This window comes from Daejeonella sp. (assembly GCF_036405355.1).
Taxonomy (GTDB): Bacteria; Bacteroidota; Bacteroidia; order Sphingobacteriales; family Sphingobacteriaceae; genus Daejeonella.
Window position 1 is genome coordinate 1 of the sequence record NZ_DASWXT010000030.1, and the last position, 18005, is coordinate 18005.

Genomic DNA, 18005 nt, shown 5'->3' on the forward strand with positions numbered 1-18005 from the left:
GTAAGCCGGGAGGCCGCAGTTGAAGGTTACTGGCTGCCCGCTACAGCACTTGTTCAGGTTGGAACACAATATGTGGTATTTGTTAAAAAGGATGATGCATTTATACCGGTTTTTGTGAAGCTGATGCATCAGGCAGATCAGTGGATCGATATTGGTGAGAGCCTTAAAGCAGATGCGGAACTGGCACTTAATGCGTGGTTTTTGATAGATAGTGAAAGTTTTATAAAAGCAAAGCGTTTATAATGAGAACAAAAATAATTTTAGGGCTAATCATCCTTTGTTCAGGATTCATTTTCTCTGCCTGTACAGAGGAATATGAAAAACATGCGGAAGCAGTGAAATATACTTGCCCAATGCACCCTCAGGTAGTGAATGATGGCCCGGGCACCTGCCCGATCTGCAAAATGGATCTGGTTCCGATAAATTCTGCGGGAGGTAAAAATGAGCTATCCCTGAGTGAAAGTCAGATTCAGCTGGCTAATATTCATACGATGTTGATCAACCGTACTGACTTCAGTACCTCAAAAGTATTGAATGGCCGGCTGGTAGTAAATCCGGAGCAGACAGAAGTTATTTCAAGCCGCTATGCCGGAAGAATTGAGAAGTTGTTTGTGAAAGAAATGGGCCGGTCTGTTAGTAAAGGTCAGCCGATTTTTCAGATCTACAGCGAGGAGCTTCAGACCCTGCAGCAGGATTATTTATTGCAGATAAAACAGGTTGCGGCATTTCCGGAGGAGAAGATCTATCAGTCGATGCTAGAGGCAGCAAGAAATAAACTTCGCTTGTTTGGCTATTCTGATACACAGATCCGGGCGCTGTCTGCTGCCGGAAAAACAGCCCCATTGCTTACTGTATATTCATCAGCATCAGGGATTGTCACTGAGCTGAATGTTTCTGAAGGACAATATTTGTCCGAAGGCAGCCAGATATTAAAGCTTGAGAATTTCACACAGCTCTGGCTGGAAATGGATGTATATCCAAGTGAATTGGGGAATATACGTCTTGGTACAAAAGTACAGGCTTCTATAAATGGGATCAGCGGTAAGGAACAGATTCTAAGGATAGATTTCATTTCGCCGCAGCTAGATCCATCCTCACAAATTCTGAAAGTAAGGGCTCCGATTAACAATCCTGGAAATTTACAGGCAGGAATGCAGGCTACTGTGTTTTTGCCGCTTGCCGAGATATCAGATGCCTTGAGTTTGCCATTGGATGCAGTAGTGCGGGATGAAAAGGGGGCACATGTCTGGATCAAAACAGCAAAGAATACCTACTCCCCGAGGATGGTACGTACAGGAGAGGAGGATGCGGAACAGATTATTATCCTTTCTGGCCTTGAAAATGTGAAAGAAGTAGTAGTGAGCGGGGCATATTTGTTATCGAGTGAATTTATTTTGAAAAAGGGTACAGATCCGATGGCTGGACATGATATGAGCAAGATGTAAGTCTAGTTATCTGGTTATTAATATTTTACAATAAATTTATATTTATGGATCATCATCAGCACGAGCATAATCATCCCCCTCGGGGGCATGATCATCATACAGGTTTAGAGAATGAACACGAAAGTTCTCAAATGGTCGATGAGCATGCAGGCCATCAGACTTCGGATTTTTTAAGACGATTCTGGATAAGTCTTATTCTTACTATCCCGGTTCTGCTGTTGTCAAAAATGATTCAGCATTGGTTTGGATTTCATATTGCATTCCCTGGAGATAAGTTTGTATTGTTAGGGCTTAGCTTAATCTTATTCCTTTATGGAGGAAAGCCATTTCTCATAGGGATGTTCCGTGAAATAAAGCAGTCAAATCCGGGAATGATGACCCTGATTGGAATTGCAATAATTGTAGCATTCTTTTACAGTACTTCAGTCATTTTTGGATTGAAGGGTATGGATTTCTTTTGGGAACTTGCTACCCTGATTGATATCATGTTACTAGGGCATTATTTTGAGATGCGTTCCCAGCATGCCGCATCCCGTGCTCTCCAATCATTGGTTGCATTGCTTCCCTCAGATGTTCATGTAGAGCGTAAGGGTGTAGTTGTTGATATATCATTGAAAGAACTACACAATGGTGATATTATTCTCATCAAACCCGGAGAAAAAATCCCTGCCGATGGGAAGATCATTAGCGGTCATTCCTTTGTTAATGAAAGTATGCTTACCGGAGAAAGTGTACCTGTTAAAAAGCAAAAGGAAGATCTGGTTATAGGTGGTTCCATCAACGGTGATGGTTCAGTAAAAGTTATTGTGACAGGAACTGGCGAACAAAGTTACCTTAATAAGGTAATTAACATGGTTCAGGGCGCCCAATCTATTAAATCGAGAACACAAAATCTGGCCAATAAAGTGGCCAAATGGCTTACTTATGTATCACTGAGTATAGGTATAATTACTTTTATTGTATGGTTTAGCAAGGATGGAGATTTGGCTTTCGCTTTGGAAAGGATGGTTACAGTCATGGTTACATCCTGTCCTCATGCACTTGGGGTTGCAATTCCTTTGGTTGTTGCGATTTCAACTTCTCAGGCAGCAGTTAATGGCCTTCTGATTAGAAACAGAACAGCATTTGAAACTTCAAGAAATCTAAGTCTGGTAATTTTTGATAAAACAGGAACTTTAACAGAAGGCTCACATAGTATTCAACGGATTATTGTTATTGATAAAAATTATTCAGAAAATGATATCCTTCAATATGCAGCAGCATTACAGCAAAATTCTGAGCATTATATTGCTAAAGGTGTAAAGAAATCATTGGAGCTTAAAAAGCTCGAACTTTGGGTATCAGGTGAATTTGAATATCTTCCGGGGATCGGTGTTAAGGGAAAAGTAAGGGAAAAAGAAGTATTAGCCGCAGGACCGAATTATTTCAGAAAAGAGAATTTGCCTATTCCTGAAATTCCTTCTGAAATTAATCAGACCTCCGAAACCGTTAATTTTTTAATTGTTGATGGAAGAACTGTTGGAATAATTACTCTTTCAGATACCATTCGGCCATCTTCGAAAGCCGCCATAGATGATCTTAAATCTATGGGAATCAAATCATATCTTCTAACCGGAGATAATGAACATGTGGCTAAGGCTGTAGCCGATTCATTGGGAATGGACGGGTTTCTGGCAAACGTATTACCAGACCAGAAACAGCAAAGAGTATTAGAGTTTCAACAGAATGGAGAGATTGTTGCAATGACCGGTGATGGTGTTAACGATGCACCTGCGCTTGCACAGGCTGATGTAGGTATTGCGGTTGGTTCCGGGACTGATGTGGCTGCTGAAACAGCAGATATTTTACTTGTGAATAGTGATCCCAGGGATATAGTAAAAATTATCAAATTTGGCAAGGCAACCTATAAAAAGATGATACAGAATCTCTTATGGGCTGTTGGGTATAACGTCGTTGCAATTCCCCTGGCTGCCGGAGTTTTATACCCGGGCTTTTTGCTTAGTCCTGCTGCAGGGGCTGTTTTAATGAGTATTAGTACAATTGTAGTGGCAGCTAATGCGCAGTTACTAAGACGAAGCCTTTAATTAGTTACCACAAGAATTATTCGAATTAACCCTCTATCGAGTCATTAGTATTAGTTGAAATTTGATTTTTAGACGATGGAATTATATATCAAAAACATGGTATGCAACAGATGCATAACGGCAGTTCAGAATGAGCTGTTAAAACTTGATTTGCATCCCATAGATGTACAAATGGGCATTGTAAAGTTAGAGGAGAGTAAACTTGATGAAGAAAAACTTCTGATCCTGAATAAGCATTTGAATGCCCTGGGATTTGAGTTGCTGGATAAGGGTAAAAGCAGGGTAATTGAACAGATCAAAAATCTAATCATTGAACAGATCTTCCATACAGAGTTTCTCGAACAAAAAGTAAACTGGTCAGGGCTTATTTCTGATAAGATATTTCATGAGTATGGTTATTTAAGCTCATTATTTTCATCTGTTGAGGGTGTTACTATTGAGCAATACATTATTCGTCAGAAAATTGAGCGGGTTAAAGAGCTCTTGTTTTATGATGAATTGAACCTCGGTGAAATTGCCAATAAATTGGGGTACAGCAGCATTGCTCATCTATCTGCCCAGTTTAAGAAAGTAACTGGGCAAACTCCATCTCAATTTAAAAGTACCAGAGCTTCAGAGGGTCAGAGAAAATCAATTGATAAGGTTTAACCGAAAATAAACACAAAATTGTATAATTCTTCCCTGTAATTCTGTAAAGCCTAATCGACTCTGTATAATAATTTTGTATTATAAATCAAGATTATGAAAGTAGAATCAGAATCTCAATTAAAAGAGGCTTCCAGCACAACAATAAGAGCAGTATTTCCGGTAACAGGCATGACCTGTGCCGGATGTTCGATCAGTGTAGAATCTATGCTTAAAGCTACTGCAGGAGTAATTGATGCAGGAGTAAATTTTGCGAATAGTACAGCATGGGCAGAGTATGATACTCTTAAAACCAATCCGCCAGCTTTACAAAAAAGTATTCAGTCAATAGGATATGATATAATTATCGATACTGAGAATTCAGCAGAGTTACAGGAAACTTTACAGATTAAAAACTACCGGGATCTAAAAATCCGGACGATATGGGCTTCAATTCTTGCTTTGCCTGTATTTGTGATCGGGATGTTTTTCATGGACATGCCATATGGTACCTGGATATCTATGATACTGAGTGCTCCTGTCTTGTTCTGGTTTGGCCGAAGCTTCTTTGTTAACGCCTGGAAGCAGGCTAAGCATGGGATGGTGAATATGGACACTTTAGTGGCTCTAAGCACCGGAATCGCTTTCATTTTCAGCGCGTTTAATACGATTTACCCTGAATACTGGCATAGCAGGGGGATACATCCGCATGTATATTATGAGGCTGCTGCTGTGATTATAGCATTTATTTCCTTCGGAAAATTGCTTGAAGAGAAGGCTAAGTCAAACACTACAACAGCCATTAAAAAATTAATGGGATTACAGCCTAAAACGGTCCGGATTCTCCAGGATGATAAGGAAGAAGAGATCCCTGTTTCACAGGTCATGCCCGGTCAGATTATAGTCCTGAGGCCAGGGGAAAGAGTCTCAGTAGATGGCATTGCTGTTTCAGGATCATCTTATCTGGATGAAAGCATGATCAGCGGTGAACCGATCGCAGTATTGAAAGAAGTGAATGACAAATTATTTGCAGGTACGATTAATCAGAAGGGGAGTCTCCATTTTAAGGCCGAAAAAGTAGGAGCTGATACCTTGCTAGCGCATATCGTGAAAATGGTCCAATTGGCCCAGGGAAGTAAAGCTCCGGTTCAAAAGCTGGTTGATAAGATAGCGGGAATATTTGTTCCGGTAGTAATCGGTATTTCAATCCTGACATTTGCTGTCTGGATGTTAATTGGAGGGGAGCAAGCATTTTCACATGCTTTACTTACTTCGGTAACTGTACTTGTCATTGCTTGCCCCTGTGCTTTAGGGCTGGCAACCCCAACAGCCATTATGGTAGGGGTTGGTAAGGGTGCTGAAAATAATATCCTTATCAAGGATGCCGAAAGTCTTGAATTGGGCTATAAGGTTAATGCAGTTATTCTTGATAAGACCGGTACCATTACAGAAGGCAGGCCAGTGGTTACCGCGATGAATTGGGCTCCTGAAATTAAGAATCAGGATCATTATTTAAAGGTTCTGTTCAGCCTGGAAGTAAATTCTGAGCATCCTCTTGCTGATGCGATAATTAAGAAATTAAAAGAGGATGGAATCTCAGGTATTCCACTTGATTCGTTTGAAAGTATCACAGCCAGGGGAGTTAAAGGAGTACATGAGGGGATTGGATTTTTCGCCGGGAATCTTCATTTTATGGAAGAGCAAAAGGTATTTTTGACTCCAGATCAGGTAAACTATGTAGAGAAAAAGCAACATGAGGCTAATACCGTAATCTATTTTGCTGATCAGAATCAAGTACTGGCTATTATTTCTATTGCAGATAAGGTGAAGGATTCCTCAAAAGAAGCCATCCGTCAACTGCATCAAATGGGTATTGAAGTCCATATGCTGACCGGAGATAATAAGCAAACAGCATCAGCTGTTGCAAGCGAAGTGGGAATTAAAAGTTACAGGGCTGAGGTTATGCCCTCAGATAAGGCGGATTTCATTAAACAACTTCAGTCTGAAGGGAAAGTTGTTGCAATGGTGGGTGATGGGATCAATGATTCTCATGCCCTGGCTCAGGCGGATGTGAGTATTGCGATGGGAAAGGGTTCAGATATTGCCATGGATGTTGCCAAGATTACTCTGATCACCTCTAACTTACAGTCCATTCCTATGGCATTGAAACTTTCAAAACGGACGGTTCAAACTATTCGTCAAAACCTGTTTTGGGCCTTTATCTATAATATTATCGGGATTCCGCTTGCTGCAGGTGTTTTGTACAGCTACAACGGTTTTTTACTTGATCCAATGATAGCTGGTGCAGCAATGGCACTCAGTTCAGTTTCCGTGGTCAGCAACAGCCTCAGATTAAAAGCTTTAAAACTCAGGTCTAATTAAATAAATAACATCAAAAAAATCAAAAATAATGGAAACGATTAAATTTAAAACTAATATCAAATGTACCGGATGTCTGGCTCAGGTCGGTCCGGCATTGAATGAGACTGCCGGTGAGAATCACTGGAAGGTAGATCTTGATTCAAGCGAAAAGACCCTGACTGTTGAAGGAGATCTTCAGGAATCGGAAATAATTGCTGCTGTAAAAAAGGCAGGATATACAGCCGAAAGGATTTAAATAAAAAAGGGGTACGCTGGCGTACCCCTTTTTTATTTAAAGGTTTAATTTATTGAGAAATTGTGATCGTACCAAGATCTTTTACAGATCCGGTAACTACAGCAACATTTTCAATAGTTTTATTGATGTACGGACTTACTGGTTGAATCTCAACTTTATAAGTTCCGGCAGCTACACCTGGGAACCAAAATTTACCTGTCGCATCACTAACAGTCCCAAGAGTATCAGTTCCTGCGATCGCATAAATCTTAGGATTAGAAGCCGAAGGTGTAATGACACCTGTAATAGCTCCTGAAACAGCATTAGGGATAGCTCTGATCACAGGTTTTAAGATGTATTTCCCATTTCCTGTCTGGACAATAGATTTTGCAGCATCAAAGTCAAGCAACATGGTATAGGCAACACCTGCTTCCAGGCTTTCCTGTACTTTTAATTTTACACCTGAACTCTGTCCGCTTGGTGTGGTCAAAGCATAGGTCACTCCATCGATCTTAACCTGATTTCCGGAATCATTTAATACAAGTCGTACTTCCTGAATATTTCCGGAAGGGATATCCTGAGAAGCAATAAGCGTATCCTTACCCATTCTGAAATTAAGAATATTGAAAGGCGTAGGACCAACGGGCATTGTGCTTGTTCCATCAGATGTTAGAATCTGGATTTCTTTAACACTTAAATAAATGGCTTCATAAGCACCGGGGCTATCCGTGATCTTTACATTCATCCTGGTCATGCCCTCGTCGCTGTTCTTCTTACAGGCTGTAAATCCCATCGCAAGGCCAATACAGCCAATGATCATTATTTTTTTCATATTATTTTTCTTAGGTGTATACTAGATGTACACTGATAAATCAATTGCCGTGCCAATGGTTTTTTGATTTGAAATAAACTGGCCTGGTTTATGTTGTATGGATCGTAACTAAATGAAAATCAATATGAAAAGATTAATTAACTATGCTTCAATCCCTTTACTGGCTATCGGGATTTTGTTTATGGGCTCTTGTACTAATAACGCTACAAAATCTGATGAGTCACGGGTTGTTGTAATGGATTCTGTCTCAAAAGATCTTGAACAAACCACTAAAGATCTTGAAGATAAAAATGCAAAGCTTGAGGCTTCGTTAGAAAAAGTTGACAAAGAATTTGAAACTGCTAAATAAAAGATATCATGAAAAGAAATAACATTTTAAGGATTAGTATCCTTCCATTAATTATACTTACAATTCTTGCTCTTGCTGATCCGCAAAAGGATAAGAATGGACAGAATAAATCAGAAGGCAAAGAAAACGATGAGATTGGAAAGGGCAGGGTTAAAAACCAGGGAAATAAAAACCAGGGGCAAGATAACAAAGAGGATAATGATAACCGGAATAATAAAGGCGATAAGGATAAACAGTCTAATAGCAATTACGATGATATTAAAGGTAATTCCGGGAAAAATAAGGGTAAATCTGAAGGTGATCATTTTGAGATCGACCATGGAAAGGGTAATAGTAAATTGATGAATGGCAAAAGGGATATTGATATTGACTGGGGCATTAATAACTGGGCAGAGCGTAAACATCCAAAAAATCAAAAGAAGGTTAGCATTTGCCATAATCCTTCGGGGAACGATTCTGGTAATTCTGTAACTATAAACGTCTCAGAAAATGCAGTACAGGCTCATTTGAATCATGGTGATATAATAGGAAATTGTTCCAATAATTATTCTGACCGCTGGTCCAGGGAATATATACAATCACGTGAGACGGTTTATAATACATATGAGCAAACCTATGAAACTATGTCTTATAGCGAATCGCTTTTGAAATACGCAATGGAAAAACTATTAGGCGTAAAAACAAATCTGAACACCAGCAGAGTAAATCTTAGTGCTCAGGAAGTTCAACGTCGTGAAGGGCTGATTCTGGATCTTCAGAATAATGTTACAGATCTGGAAAATCAGTTGGATTTAACCCGTAATAAGCTTGATTCTGATGTGAACATTATTGTTCAATTGTAATAGATTTATAGACCTTACGGGTTTATACAAACACTTTCATATCTTGTAGATTCATTAAAAATGAACTCAGGATATGAAGGTGTTTTTTTTATTTATATTTTTCTGCATTTCGGTCACGGGGTATTCAGCCTTACCTGAAAGAATAATTCAGGGGCAGCAACCAAATCTGTCAATTGACGCCAAAGGAGTCATTCGCGTAGTCTATGGGTATGGAGAAAAGATTTATTGTCTGACCTCAACAAATAATGGAATTAGTTTCTCTTCGGCAGTTCTTGTTGCTGAACTGCCCGGAATGCATTTGGGGCATACGAGAGGCCCACAAATTGCATCTTCCAGAAACTTTTCTTTTATCAGTGCAATGGATAAAGGAGGAAATATTCAATCTTACAGATTAAACCATTCAAAAGGAGAATGGACACGGATTGCAGAAATAAATGATAAGAAAGGTTCTGCTCCTGAAGGACTAATGGCCATTGCTGCCGATAAAGAGGATAATTTTTACGCAACCTGGCTGGATGTCAGGGATGGGGGAAGTAATAATATTTATTATTCTTCAATCAATGGAAAATCTGTTAAATGGGGTGCTAATTCCCTGGTTTATAAATCACCGGATAAGCACGTATGCGAATGTTGTAAACCAAATATTGTACTGAGCGGTAATAAACTTGTCATTGGTTTCCGTAACTGGTTGATGGGTTCACGCGATATTTATTATTCAGTTTCGTACGACAAGGGCAAATCTTTTTCAGAGGCCGCAAAATCAGGGAATGGTACATGGCAGTTAAATGCTTGCCCGATGGATGGGGGGAGCTTAGGCTTTAATTCTGAAGGAAAGGTTTCAGCAGCGTGGCGACGCAATGGGGATGTATATTACTGGTCAGAAAATCAGGCAGAGTTAAAACTCGGTACAGGCCGTGATGTATGTATGGCCCAAAAGAAGAAAGAGATTTATATTGCCTGGCAGGATAAAAAGATGCTGAGCGCGATTAATCTGAATACAAAAAAAATCACACAATTAGGTTCCGGTATTTCTCCCAAAATTTATATTCTGGATAATGGAAAAGCTATTTGTTTCTGGGAAGATGATAAAGTGTTGAAGTATAAGGTAATATAAGAATAATTTATCGTTTAAGGATCAGGTACCCTTTGTTAAGTGCCGAAACCTTTTGGCTATTTATCGTCCGGTTTGTCGTGATGAGGTAATAATATACTCCATCACTTAGGGGAGAATTAGTGTTTGAGAGCAATCCGGTATTAGCATATCCTGAAAATACCCTGTCACTTTCATTATATCCCGGCATTCTGTAAACTTCATTGCCCCATCTATTGAAGATCAAAACCAGGTTGTCAGGAAATGAAACTATATTCTCCACTTTAAAAAATTCATTACCAAGTCCATCATTATTGGGGGACACCAAAGGATCGGGAAGGATATCCGGATTCAAAGGAGGATCATTTTTTGTGGTAATTGGAATTGTAGGTACAGGCGGATAGATATCATTAATTGTCACTACAGCACCAGTACCAATTCTTACAAGCGGGTCGGATGTTGATATGATAGTTAGAATAATATCTTCATCACCTTCCTGTTCGTCGTCTGTTAATGCAGCCAGGGTAACTTTTTGAGTGGTTGTAATCTTTCCGCGTGGGATCTTGATATCGAGGGACTGATCCAATAGGATATAATCAAGGTTTTTCCTAGCCCGGCCCTGATAGCTGAGCCTGATAGTTACATCATCCCTGAAGGGCCGCATTAATCTTGCAGATATAGCTGTTTTTTTACCTTCTGAAACATTGCTTGATGAGGGTGTCAGACTAACAATTGTAAAAGGGATTACTTCAATAATCAGAGAGGCCGTAGCACACATTCCGGATGTATTGCACACCCGGTATGAGATTACTTCAATTCCCCAGAATCCAACATTTGGAGTATAGCTGAAGTTGCCATCGGGACTAAAGGTTATCATTCCATTTTTTGCACCTGATGCAAGTGAAAAACTGATACTTTCTCCCTGACGGTCATAATCATTCAGCGCAACACTGCCTGATACAGGAATTTCTTCATCGGTCTTGAAACGATCATCTATTGCTATAGGTGGGCAACTTCCCTGTAGCACTTCAGCAGAAACAATCAGGGTACATCCTTTTGCATCTTTTATAAACAGTTCATAGGTTCCCGGGGCAAGATTATCAATGAAATCGGTTTTAATCGGGCTTCCTTTCCATGTCAGATCATATGGCTTTGTACCCCCTGTGATTGAGGCAGTAATCATCCCATCGATTGATGTTTTACAGACCGTATTTTTTACTGTTAGTACCGCCCTAAGGATTTCAGGTTCAGATATTGGAATACTAATTGTTTCGGAACATCCATTTGCGTCAACTACCGACAGCGAGTAGCTGATATTCGGGGCCAAATTCTGCAGATTTTTTGTAGTTTCATTATTTGACCATTTATAAGTATATGGTAAGGTACCACCAGTAACACTAATATCAATACTGCCATCTCTGGCGCCAAAGCAACTTGCATTCATTTTGGTAAAAGCAATATTTAGAGGGGCGGATGGTTGCCTGATGGCAATAGACTCATTGTATTCACACCCCTTTGAATCTATTATTGTCAGGGAATAAGTCCCTGCAATAAGGCCACTTATTTCTTTTGTGATTTGTCCGCTTTGCCAGCGATAGGTGTATGGAGCTGTTCCTCCGGCTGCTTCGATTTTAAGTGAACCGTTATTGCCACCAAAACATGAAACATCTGTCCGGATATAGCTTAACCTAATAGGAGCTGCAGGCTGTGTAATAATCAAGTCTGGAGATATTACTGTGATACACTCGGGAATAGCAGCATCCCTTACATATAATTGATAGGTTCCTGCAGGAAGTCCGCTGAATTTTGATCCGCTTTGCCAGTTTATTCCACCATTTATGCTGTATTCATAGGTGCCGAATCCCCCGGAAACAGATTCAACTTGTATAGATCCAGTATTCGAACCATAACAGTCAGCATTGATATGTGATGCACTGGCTTTTATAGCTGCCAGTGGCTGAATAATTACCGCACTGCCATTACCTGTATTAGAGCAGGAATTGGCATCACTTACTGAGGTAATTCTATAAGTTCTCGTGGAGTCTGAACTGACATTAAATGTATAATCACTACTACCGATTCCACTAATGGTGTTTGAATTTTTCCCGTCGGTATAGCTTATTGTCCATGGAGCTTTGCCGGTCAGTTTGACACTCAATGTACTTGTTGCACCGTAGCAGGCATTTTTCCTTCCACTTAAGGTAGCAGTTGGAAGGGGATTTACCATGATTGTATATTTACTTTCAGGTCCGGTACAACCATTATTGACCGGAATAATCGTATAGGTTACAAACTCAGGAGTTGATCCACTGTTTGTTAGAAATTGAATGGGAATCTTATTAGTACCACTGTGGGTATATCCTGAAACTGTAGCCGGGGCACTTGCAGTCCAGGTGAAAGTGGTTCCGGGGATATTGGAAGTAAGTTCTACCTCTTTTGAGCTGGATTGGGTACAAAGCATTTGGGTAAAAGGATTGCTAAGTCTGGGAAGCGGCTTCACGGTTATGATATAACTTGAAGATGGTCCTGCACAACCATTTAATGTTGGAGTTACAGTAATCGTTGCCTGAATTGCTGAACTTGTAGTATTAACTGCAGTAAATTCCGGAACATTTCCATTTCCGCTTGCTGCTAGTCCGATGGAGGCATTTGAATTGGTCCAGGTATAGTTTACGCCAGCAATATTAGCTCCAAATGTAGATGCGGAAACCTGTGTTCCGGAGCATATTGTAAAGTTCAGAGGAACAGTTACAGTGGGCTCAGGATTAATGGTTATTGTGTAGGTATAGGGTATTCCATTACACCCATTTAAGCTGGGGATTGCAGTAATAGTTGCAGTTATAGGTGCTAAGGTATTATTTATAGCAGTAAATGCGGGTACATTGCCGCTCCCACTGGCTGCTAGTCCGATAGCCGGATTGGAATTTGTCCAGCTTATGGTGGCGCCGGGTGGAGTACTGTTAAAAATACTTGACGGCACCGTAACTCCTTTACAATAGTTTTGATTTTGAGGGACTACTAAGACGGGAAGGGGGGTTACTTTGATATCAAAGATTTTTGAAACACTGACACAGGAATTTAGGGTTCCTGTTACAGCATATGTTCCTGACATAGAAATAGTTGAATTTAGACGTGTAACCGAAGCACCGGTAGCTGTAAAACCCATTGGCCCGGTCCATTTGTAAGTAACAAGAGGATCCGGATTAAGAATTGAAAGAATGAGGGGTTCGCCCTGACATACCGGACTAACATAAGGATTTATAGCAGGTTGAGGCGGCGCACCGGGGCTTGATATAGATAGTGTAGGGCCAATTGATAAGCAACCGCTGGTATTCTTAACAACAACTGAGTAACTACCAGCACTTAGGTTAATAAACTTACCCCCATTCTGAACAAAAGTGCTTCCACCATCAACTGAGTATTCAAGAGGCTGTGTGCCAGTTGCAGTAATTGTTATTGTACCATCATTTATATTGCAAAAAGTTTCATTTGTTGATAAAGCTGTTGTAATTACGGGCAAAGGATTAACTGTGATTGTATAAGTTATTGGGTTACCCGCACATCCGTTTAGTGATGGTATAATGGTAATTGTAGCTGAAATTGCAGAACCAGATGAATTCGTTGCGATAAAACTCGGGATATTTCCTGTTCCACTTACTGGAAGTCCGATAGCGGTATTTGAATTGGTCCAGCTATAGGTGGTGGCAGGTATATTACTTATTAAATTTCCTGCAGAAATGGTCTCATCGGCGCATACAACAAAACTTCCGGGTCCTGTAACAGTTGGCAATGGATTTATGGTAATTGTAAACGTGTAAGTTTGGCCCGGACACCCGTTCAGGATGGGAGTAATGTTAATAGTTGCAGTGATAACGGAATTTGTATTATTTGATGCAATAAAAGAGGGGATGGCTCCAGTCCCGCTGGCTGGAAGCCCGATTTCTGGATTTGAGTTGGTCCAGCTAATAGTTGATCCCGGAGGAGTGCTGTTAAAAATATGTTCCGGAACTACAGCACCTTTACAGTAGTTTTGATTCTGGGGAACAATTAATGTAGGCTTCGGGTCTACCTGAATATTAAAGATTTTAGAAGTGCTGACACATGCGTTAATTGTAGCAGTTACAGCATAGTTTCCTGACATCGAAGGGTCTGAATTTGAACGAATTACAGAAGCTCCTGACGCAGAAAATCCCAGCGGCCCCGTCCATGTATATGTGGCTAATGGGTCTGGGTTCAGAATGGAGAGAATTAAAGGTTCTCCCTGGCATACCGGGCTGACATAGGCATTAATTTCAGGTTGTGGCGGGGCCCCCGGACTGGAGACAGATAGTGTTGGACCGTTAATGATGCATCCGTTCGCATTGCGTACTACGACTGAGTAGCTGCCTGCTGCCAGGCCTGTGAAGTTTCCTCCATTCTGGACAAATGTATTTCCTCCGTTGATCGAGTATTCTAATGGCTGGATACCATTGGCTGTTATTGTAATAGTTCCATCATTGATGTTACATTGTGATTCGGGAGTTGCTATTGCGGTTGAAATCACAGGTAAGGGATTCACCGTTATAGTATAGATTATTTGCTGGCCAGGGCATCCATTTGAAACAGGACTTACTGTAATTGTAGCTGAAATGGCTGATATTGAAGAGTTTATAGTGGTAAAGCTTGGAATATTTCCTGTTCCGCTGGCTGAAAGCCCTATACCGGGATTTGAATTTGTCCAGGTATAGGTTGTACCTGAAATGTTGCTGGCAAAATTGCTTGAGGTTACCGTTGTTCCCGAACAAACCACCAAATTTGCCGGCTGACTCATCACAGGTAATGGATTGACCGTAATAGTATAGCTCGATACGGGCCCCGTACAACCATTGTTTGTAGGGGTAACAGTGATGGTAGAAGTAATCGGAGACAGGGTGTTATTTATCGCAGTAAAAGCTGAAACGTTTCCAATCCCGCTTCCCGCAAGTCCGATAGCGGTATTTGAATTTGTCCAGGTATAGGTGGCCCCAGCCGGGATACTGCTAAATGCTGAAGCCGGGACAGTGGTTCCTGAACAAACATTAATGTTGGCAGGAACGTTGACAACAGGTAGTGGATTCACACTGATTGAATAAACCGAGCTTGGGCCAGCACAACCATTGAGGAATGGAGTCACAGTTATATTTGCTGTAATCATTGCTGCGCTGGTATTTGTAGCTATGAAAGCCGGCACAGGACCATTTCCACTGCCAGTTAAACCAATGGCAGTGTTTGAGTTGGTCCAGCTAAAAGTTGTTCCGGGCTGGCTGCTGCTGAAACCAGACGCAGGAATGCTGATTCCGGAACAGACTGTGGAATTAACCGGTACAATAACATTGGGTAATGGATTGACTGTGATTGTAAAGCTGGATGCAGCTCCGGCACAACCATTAGAATAAGGAGTTACTGTAATGATTGCAGAAATAGGAGAAGTGCCGTTATTTACTGCTGAGAATGCGGGTAAATTGCCGCTTCCGTTTGATGCCAGGCCAATTGAGGAATTCGAGTTTGACCAGGTATAGGTTGTTCCAGAAATATTACTGCTAAAGGTTGTAACTGGTACGGAGGCGCCACTACATATCGCAAAATTTGCAGGTAATATTGCTGCTGGCAGGGGATTAACAGTTATAGTAAAAGTGGCTGGTGGGCCTGTACAATTATTTAGAGTTGGTATTACTGTAATTGTTGAGGTAATAGGAGACGTGGTATTATTAACAGCAAGAAATGGTGTTATATTACCGTTTCCGCTGGCAGCTAATCCAATAGCCGGATTTGAATTTGTCCAGCTATATGTTGCTCCGGCAGGAGTACTTATAAAGGCACCTTCCGGGATAAGTGCTCCCTCGCAATACGTCAGATCTGCCGGAACCGTCACCACTGGAAGAGGATTTACGGTTATTGAAAATGTACGGGCAGTACTCACACATGAATTCACAGAAGTCGTTACTCCATATTCACCAGCCATGGAACTGGAAATATTTACAATTGTCCGGCTCGTTTCCGGACCCGAATAAGAATACCCGGAAGGCCCTCTCCATGTATATATCGCTCCAGGTTGTGGATTTTGTATAGTTAATATAAGGTTACTACCTTCGCAGACCGTGCCTCCAATGGGAAAAATATCTGGTGTCGGTGGGGGATTAGGACTGACAACTGACAGTGTTGGTCCAACAAGTATACATCCTGTAGAATTTTGTACCACTACCGAATAACTGCCAGCAGATAAATTTGTAAATATCCCGCCATTCGGGAAAAAAGTGGATCCCCCATCAATAGAGTATTGCAGGGGTGCAGAGCCAGTTGCACTTATTGTAATTTTTCCATCACTGATACCGCAGCTTGTTACTCCTACTGCAGAAGCTAATATGTTTGCTGGCAGGGGGTTAATTGTGATAGTATAAGTACTGGGAGTACCAGTACATCCATTTAGTGTCGGCGTAACTGTAATTGTTGCAGAGACAGGAGAAGCTGTATTATTGACAGCAGTAAAACTGGGAACATTATTGCTGCCCGCCGCAGCTAGTCCTATAGATGTATTGGAATTTGTCCAGGTGTACGATGCCCCTAATGGGAGACTGCTAAAACTCGATGATGATATCGTAGCACCCGAACACACACTAAAGCTGGCAGGAGTTATCGCTACAGGGATAGGTTTGACAGTAATTATAAAAGAAGATGAAGGGCCGGCACAACCATTTAGTATGGGTGTTACTGTAATGGTTGATGAAATGTTTGTGGTTCCCGGATTCAAGGCTGTAAAAGCCGGAATATCACCGTTGCCACTTGAAGCTAGTCCAATTGCTGTATTGGAATTTGTCCAGGTGTAAGTTGCATTAGCCGGTGTACTACTAAAGTTGGTTGCAGCAATCATTGTTCCTGCACAAACTGTTGAACTTGCAGGGACTGTTACCGATGGGAGTGGGTTTATGGTTATTGTAGCAGCACCTGACGTCACTTGACCGCAAGCATTAATTACCACTACATCGTATGAACCGGCGTCAGTATCATGGACTACGGGGATGTTAAACGATGCTGATGTTGCTCCATTAATATTAGTCCCGTTTTTCCTCCATTGATAAGTGGGTGTTAGTATGCTCGTTACTGTGACGCTTAAATTCAGCGCTGAACCAAGACAAACAGCCTGACTTATTGGAGTGCTGACTGTTGGGAAATCATTAATTGTCGCTATTGTCGGTGTGCGGGTGCTTTCACATGATGTCCCGGTATTGGTAGTTACTGAAATAGAAACTGAATATTGAGTTGTAGAACTTAAAGCAGGTGTAGTATATTGTGAACTTGTGCTTGATTGAAGTAGGTTACCATTATTATCATACCAATTATATATTTCACCTGCTTGTGCTCCGGAAGCCGTTAATGTTACCGGGCCGCTGCCACAGCGTGTTTGAGAAGGAACAATTGGTGGCGGGATATTTGCCGGACCTGTACCTGAAATTATAAAATCAGGTGCAGAGCCCAATAAGCCAGATAATAATACTACATACCATTTATCTTTTATAACAGTAATTGGGGCGATGGGGTCGTTATGATCATACTGACCACAAACATTTAGTAAATTCAAGTCTGAACAACTAGCGGGTAATGTATCATAGCCACCCCATACCCAAACGTTTACCCCACCCGTGGATAAGTTAGTTGTTAGATTGATTTGACCATTATCAGTTGCTTTAAAAATTAACCATTGTGCATTACCAAGCCTTTGTCCGGCAGTTGAACAAGTGCTATAGTTAGGGCCTGAAGGTGCAGTTACGCCACTATTTGCAACAAATTTGAAAGTTAAACTGGAACTGCAGGTATAAAACCTTGTAGAGGAATTAGTAAAACATTGTGCTGCGACCTCCCGTGCCGAAGCTATGAATGCAAAGAGAATTAGAAAAATCTTTACCCACCTGTTGATGAAACAATACATGTGAGCAGGAGCAAGATTAAGATTTATTTTTTTTTTCATTCTGCCTGCTCATTTTCATGAAAGGTCGTACAAAAATTAACGCCTCTTTTTTTACGAATAATGATCAAAAATGTTACCTAAATTGCAGTTATTAAGCTAATTTCAATTCATTTTCATTAAAGATATGCAGCCTATTAGGAATTATTTAATATTGAAATAGCA

10 protein-coding genes and 1 pseudogene are annotated in these 18005 nt (G+C 40.8%); 9 read left to right on the top strand and 2 right to left on the bottom strand.

Features of this window, described 5'->3' with window-relative positions; genetic code table 11:
• From VGE44_RS03520 to VGE44_RS03545, 6 genes and pseudogenes are all read left to right on the top strand, one after another.
• Window positions 1–243, top strand: a pseudogene (locus VGE44_RS03520) (hypothetical protein); the annotation flags it as partial.
• On the top strand, window positions 243–1445 hold the full coding sequence (locus tag VGE44_RS03525) for an efflux RND transporter periplasmic adaptor subunit (RefSeq protein WP_331076374.1): 1203 nt from the start codon (window positions 243–245) through the stop codon (window positions 1443–1445). The pseudogene VGE44_RS03520 and the gene VGE44_RS03525, both read left to right, overlap by 1 nt.
• A gap of 44 nt (window positions 1446–1489) precedes the next feature.
• The gene (locus VGE44_RS03530; protein ID WP_331076375.1) at window positions 1490–3529 is read left to right on the top strand and encodes a copper-translocating P-type ATPase; all 2040 of its coding nucleotides are present in this window, start codon (window positions 1490–1492) and stop codon (window positions 3527–3529) included.
• Window positions 3530–3604: 75 nt separating this feature from the next.
• A complete protein-coding gene (locus tag VGE44_RS03535) occupies window positions 3605–4177 on the top strand; it encodes an AraC family transcriptional regulator (RefSeq protein WP_331076376.1) in 573 nt (190 codons plus the stop codon).
• 93 nt (window positions 4178–4270) lie between these two features.
• On the top strand, window positions 4271–6535 hold the full coding sequence (locus VGE44_RS03540; RefSeq protein ID WP_331076377.1) for a heavy metal translocating P-type ATPase: 2265 nt from the start codon (window positions 4271–4273) through the stop codon (window positions 6533–6535).
• Window positions 6536–6563: 28 nt separating this feature from the next.
• Window positions 6564–6770 (top strand): heavy-metal-associated domain-containing protein, encoded by a 207-nt coding sequence (locus VGE44_RS03545; protein WP_331076378.1) that lies wholly within the window; start codon window positions 6564–6566, stop codon window positions 6768–6770.
• Between the two features lie 49 nt (window positions 6771–6819).
• On the opposite strand, the gene VGE44_RS03550 is transcribed toward VGE44_RS03545, so the two are convergent.
• On the bottom strand, window positions 6820–7581 hold the full coding sequence (locus tag VGE44_RS03550; protein ID WP_331076379.1) for a DUF4382 domain-containing protein: 762 nt from the start codon (window positions 7579–7581) through the stop codon (window positions 6820–6822).
• A 124-nt stretch (window positions 7582–7705) separates the two neighbouring features.
• Between VGE44_RS03550 and VGE44_RS03555 the strand changes: the two genes are divergently transcribed.
• From VGE44_RS03555 to VGE44_RS03565, 3 genes are all read left to right on the top strand, one after another.
• A complete protein-coding gene (locus tag VGE44_RS03555) occupies window positions 7706–7930 on the top strand; it encodes a hypothetical protein (RefSeq protein WP_331076380.1) in 225 nt (74 codons plus the stop codon).
• An 8-nt stretch (window positions 7931–7938) separates the two neighbouring features.
• Window positions 7939–8772, top strand: coding sequence for a hypothetical protein (locus VGE44_RS03560; protein ID WP_331076381.1), 834 nt, complete (start codon window positions 7939–7941; stop codon window positions 8770–8772).
• A 73-nt stretch (window positions 8773–8845) separates the two neighbouring features.
• Window positions 8846–9886 carry a sialidase family protein gene (locus VGE44_RS03565; RefSeq protein WP_331076382.1) on the top strand — a complete coding sequence of 347 codons (1041 nt, stop codon included), beginning with the start codon at window positions 8846–8848 and terminating at the stop codon, window positions 9884–9886.
• Window positions 9887–9893: 7 nt separating this feature from the next.
• Here the strand turns inward: VGE44_RS03565 and VGE44_RS03570 are convergent, their stop codons facing one another.
• Window positions 9894–17843, bottom strand: coding sequence for a PKD-like domain-containing protein (locus tag VGE44_RS03570; RefSeq protein ID WP_331076383.1), 7950 nt, complete (start codon window positions 17841–17843; stop codon window positions 9894–9896).
• Window positions 17844–18005: the final 162 nt, after the last annotated feature.

Bases quoted from the DNA above. Each gene is read 5' to 3' on its own strand.
- VGE44_RS03570 (WP_331076383.1), bottom strand. From the start codon at position 17,843: ATGAAAAAAAAAATAAATCTTAATCTTGCTCCTGCTCACATGTATTGT.
- VGE44_RS03535 (WP_331076376.1), top strand. From the start codon at position 3,605: ATGGAATTATATATCAAAAACATGGTATGCAACAGATGCATAACGGCA.
- VGE44_RS03560 (WP_331076381.1), top strand. From the start codon at position 7,939: ATGAAAAGAAATAACATTTTAAGGATTAGTATCCTTCCATTAATTATA.
- VGE44_RS03545 (WP_331076378.1), top strand. From the start codon at position 6,564: ATGGAAACGATTAAATTTAAAACTAATATCAAATGTACCGGATGTCTG.
- VGE44_RS03525 (WP_331076374.1), top strand. From the start codon at position 243: ATGAGAACAAAAATAATTTTAGGGCTAATCATCCTTTGTTCAGGATTC.
- VGE44_RS03530 (WP_331076375.1), top strand. From the start codon at position 1,490: ATGGATCATCATCAGCACGAGCATAATCATCCCCCTCGGGGGCATGAT.
- VGE44_RS03540 (WP_331076377.1), top strand. From the start codon at position 4,271: ATGAAAGTAGAATCAGAATCTCAATTAAAAGAGGCTTCCAGCACAACA.
- VGE44_RS03550 (WP_331076379.1), bottom strand. From the start codon at position 7,581: ATGAAAAAAATAATGATCATTGGCTGTATTGGCCTTGCGATGGGATTT.
- VGE44_RS03555 (WP_331076380.1), top strand. From the start codon at position 7,706: ATGAAAAGATTAATTAACTATGCTTCAATCCCTTTACTGGCTATCGGG.
- VGE44_RS03565 (WP_331076382.1), top strand. From the start codon at position 8,846: ATGAAGGTGTTTTTTTTATTTATATTTTTCTGCATTTCGGTCACGGGG.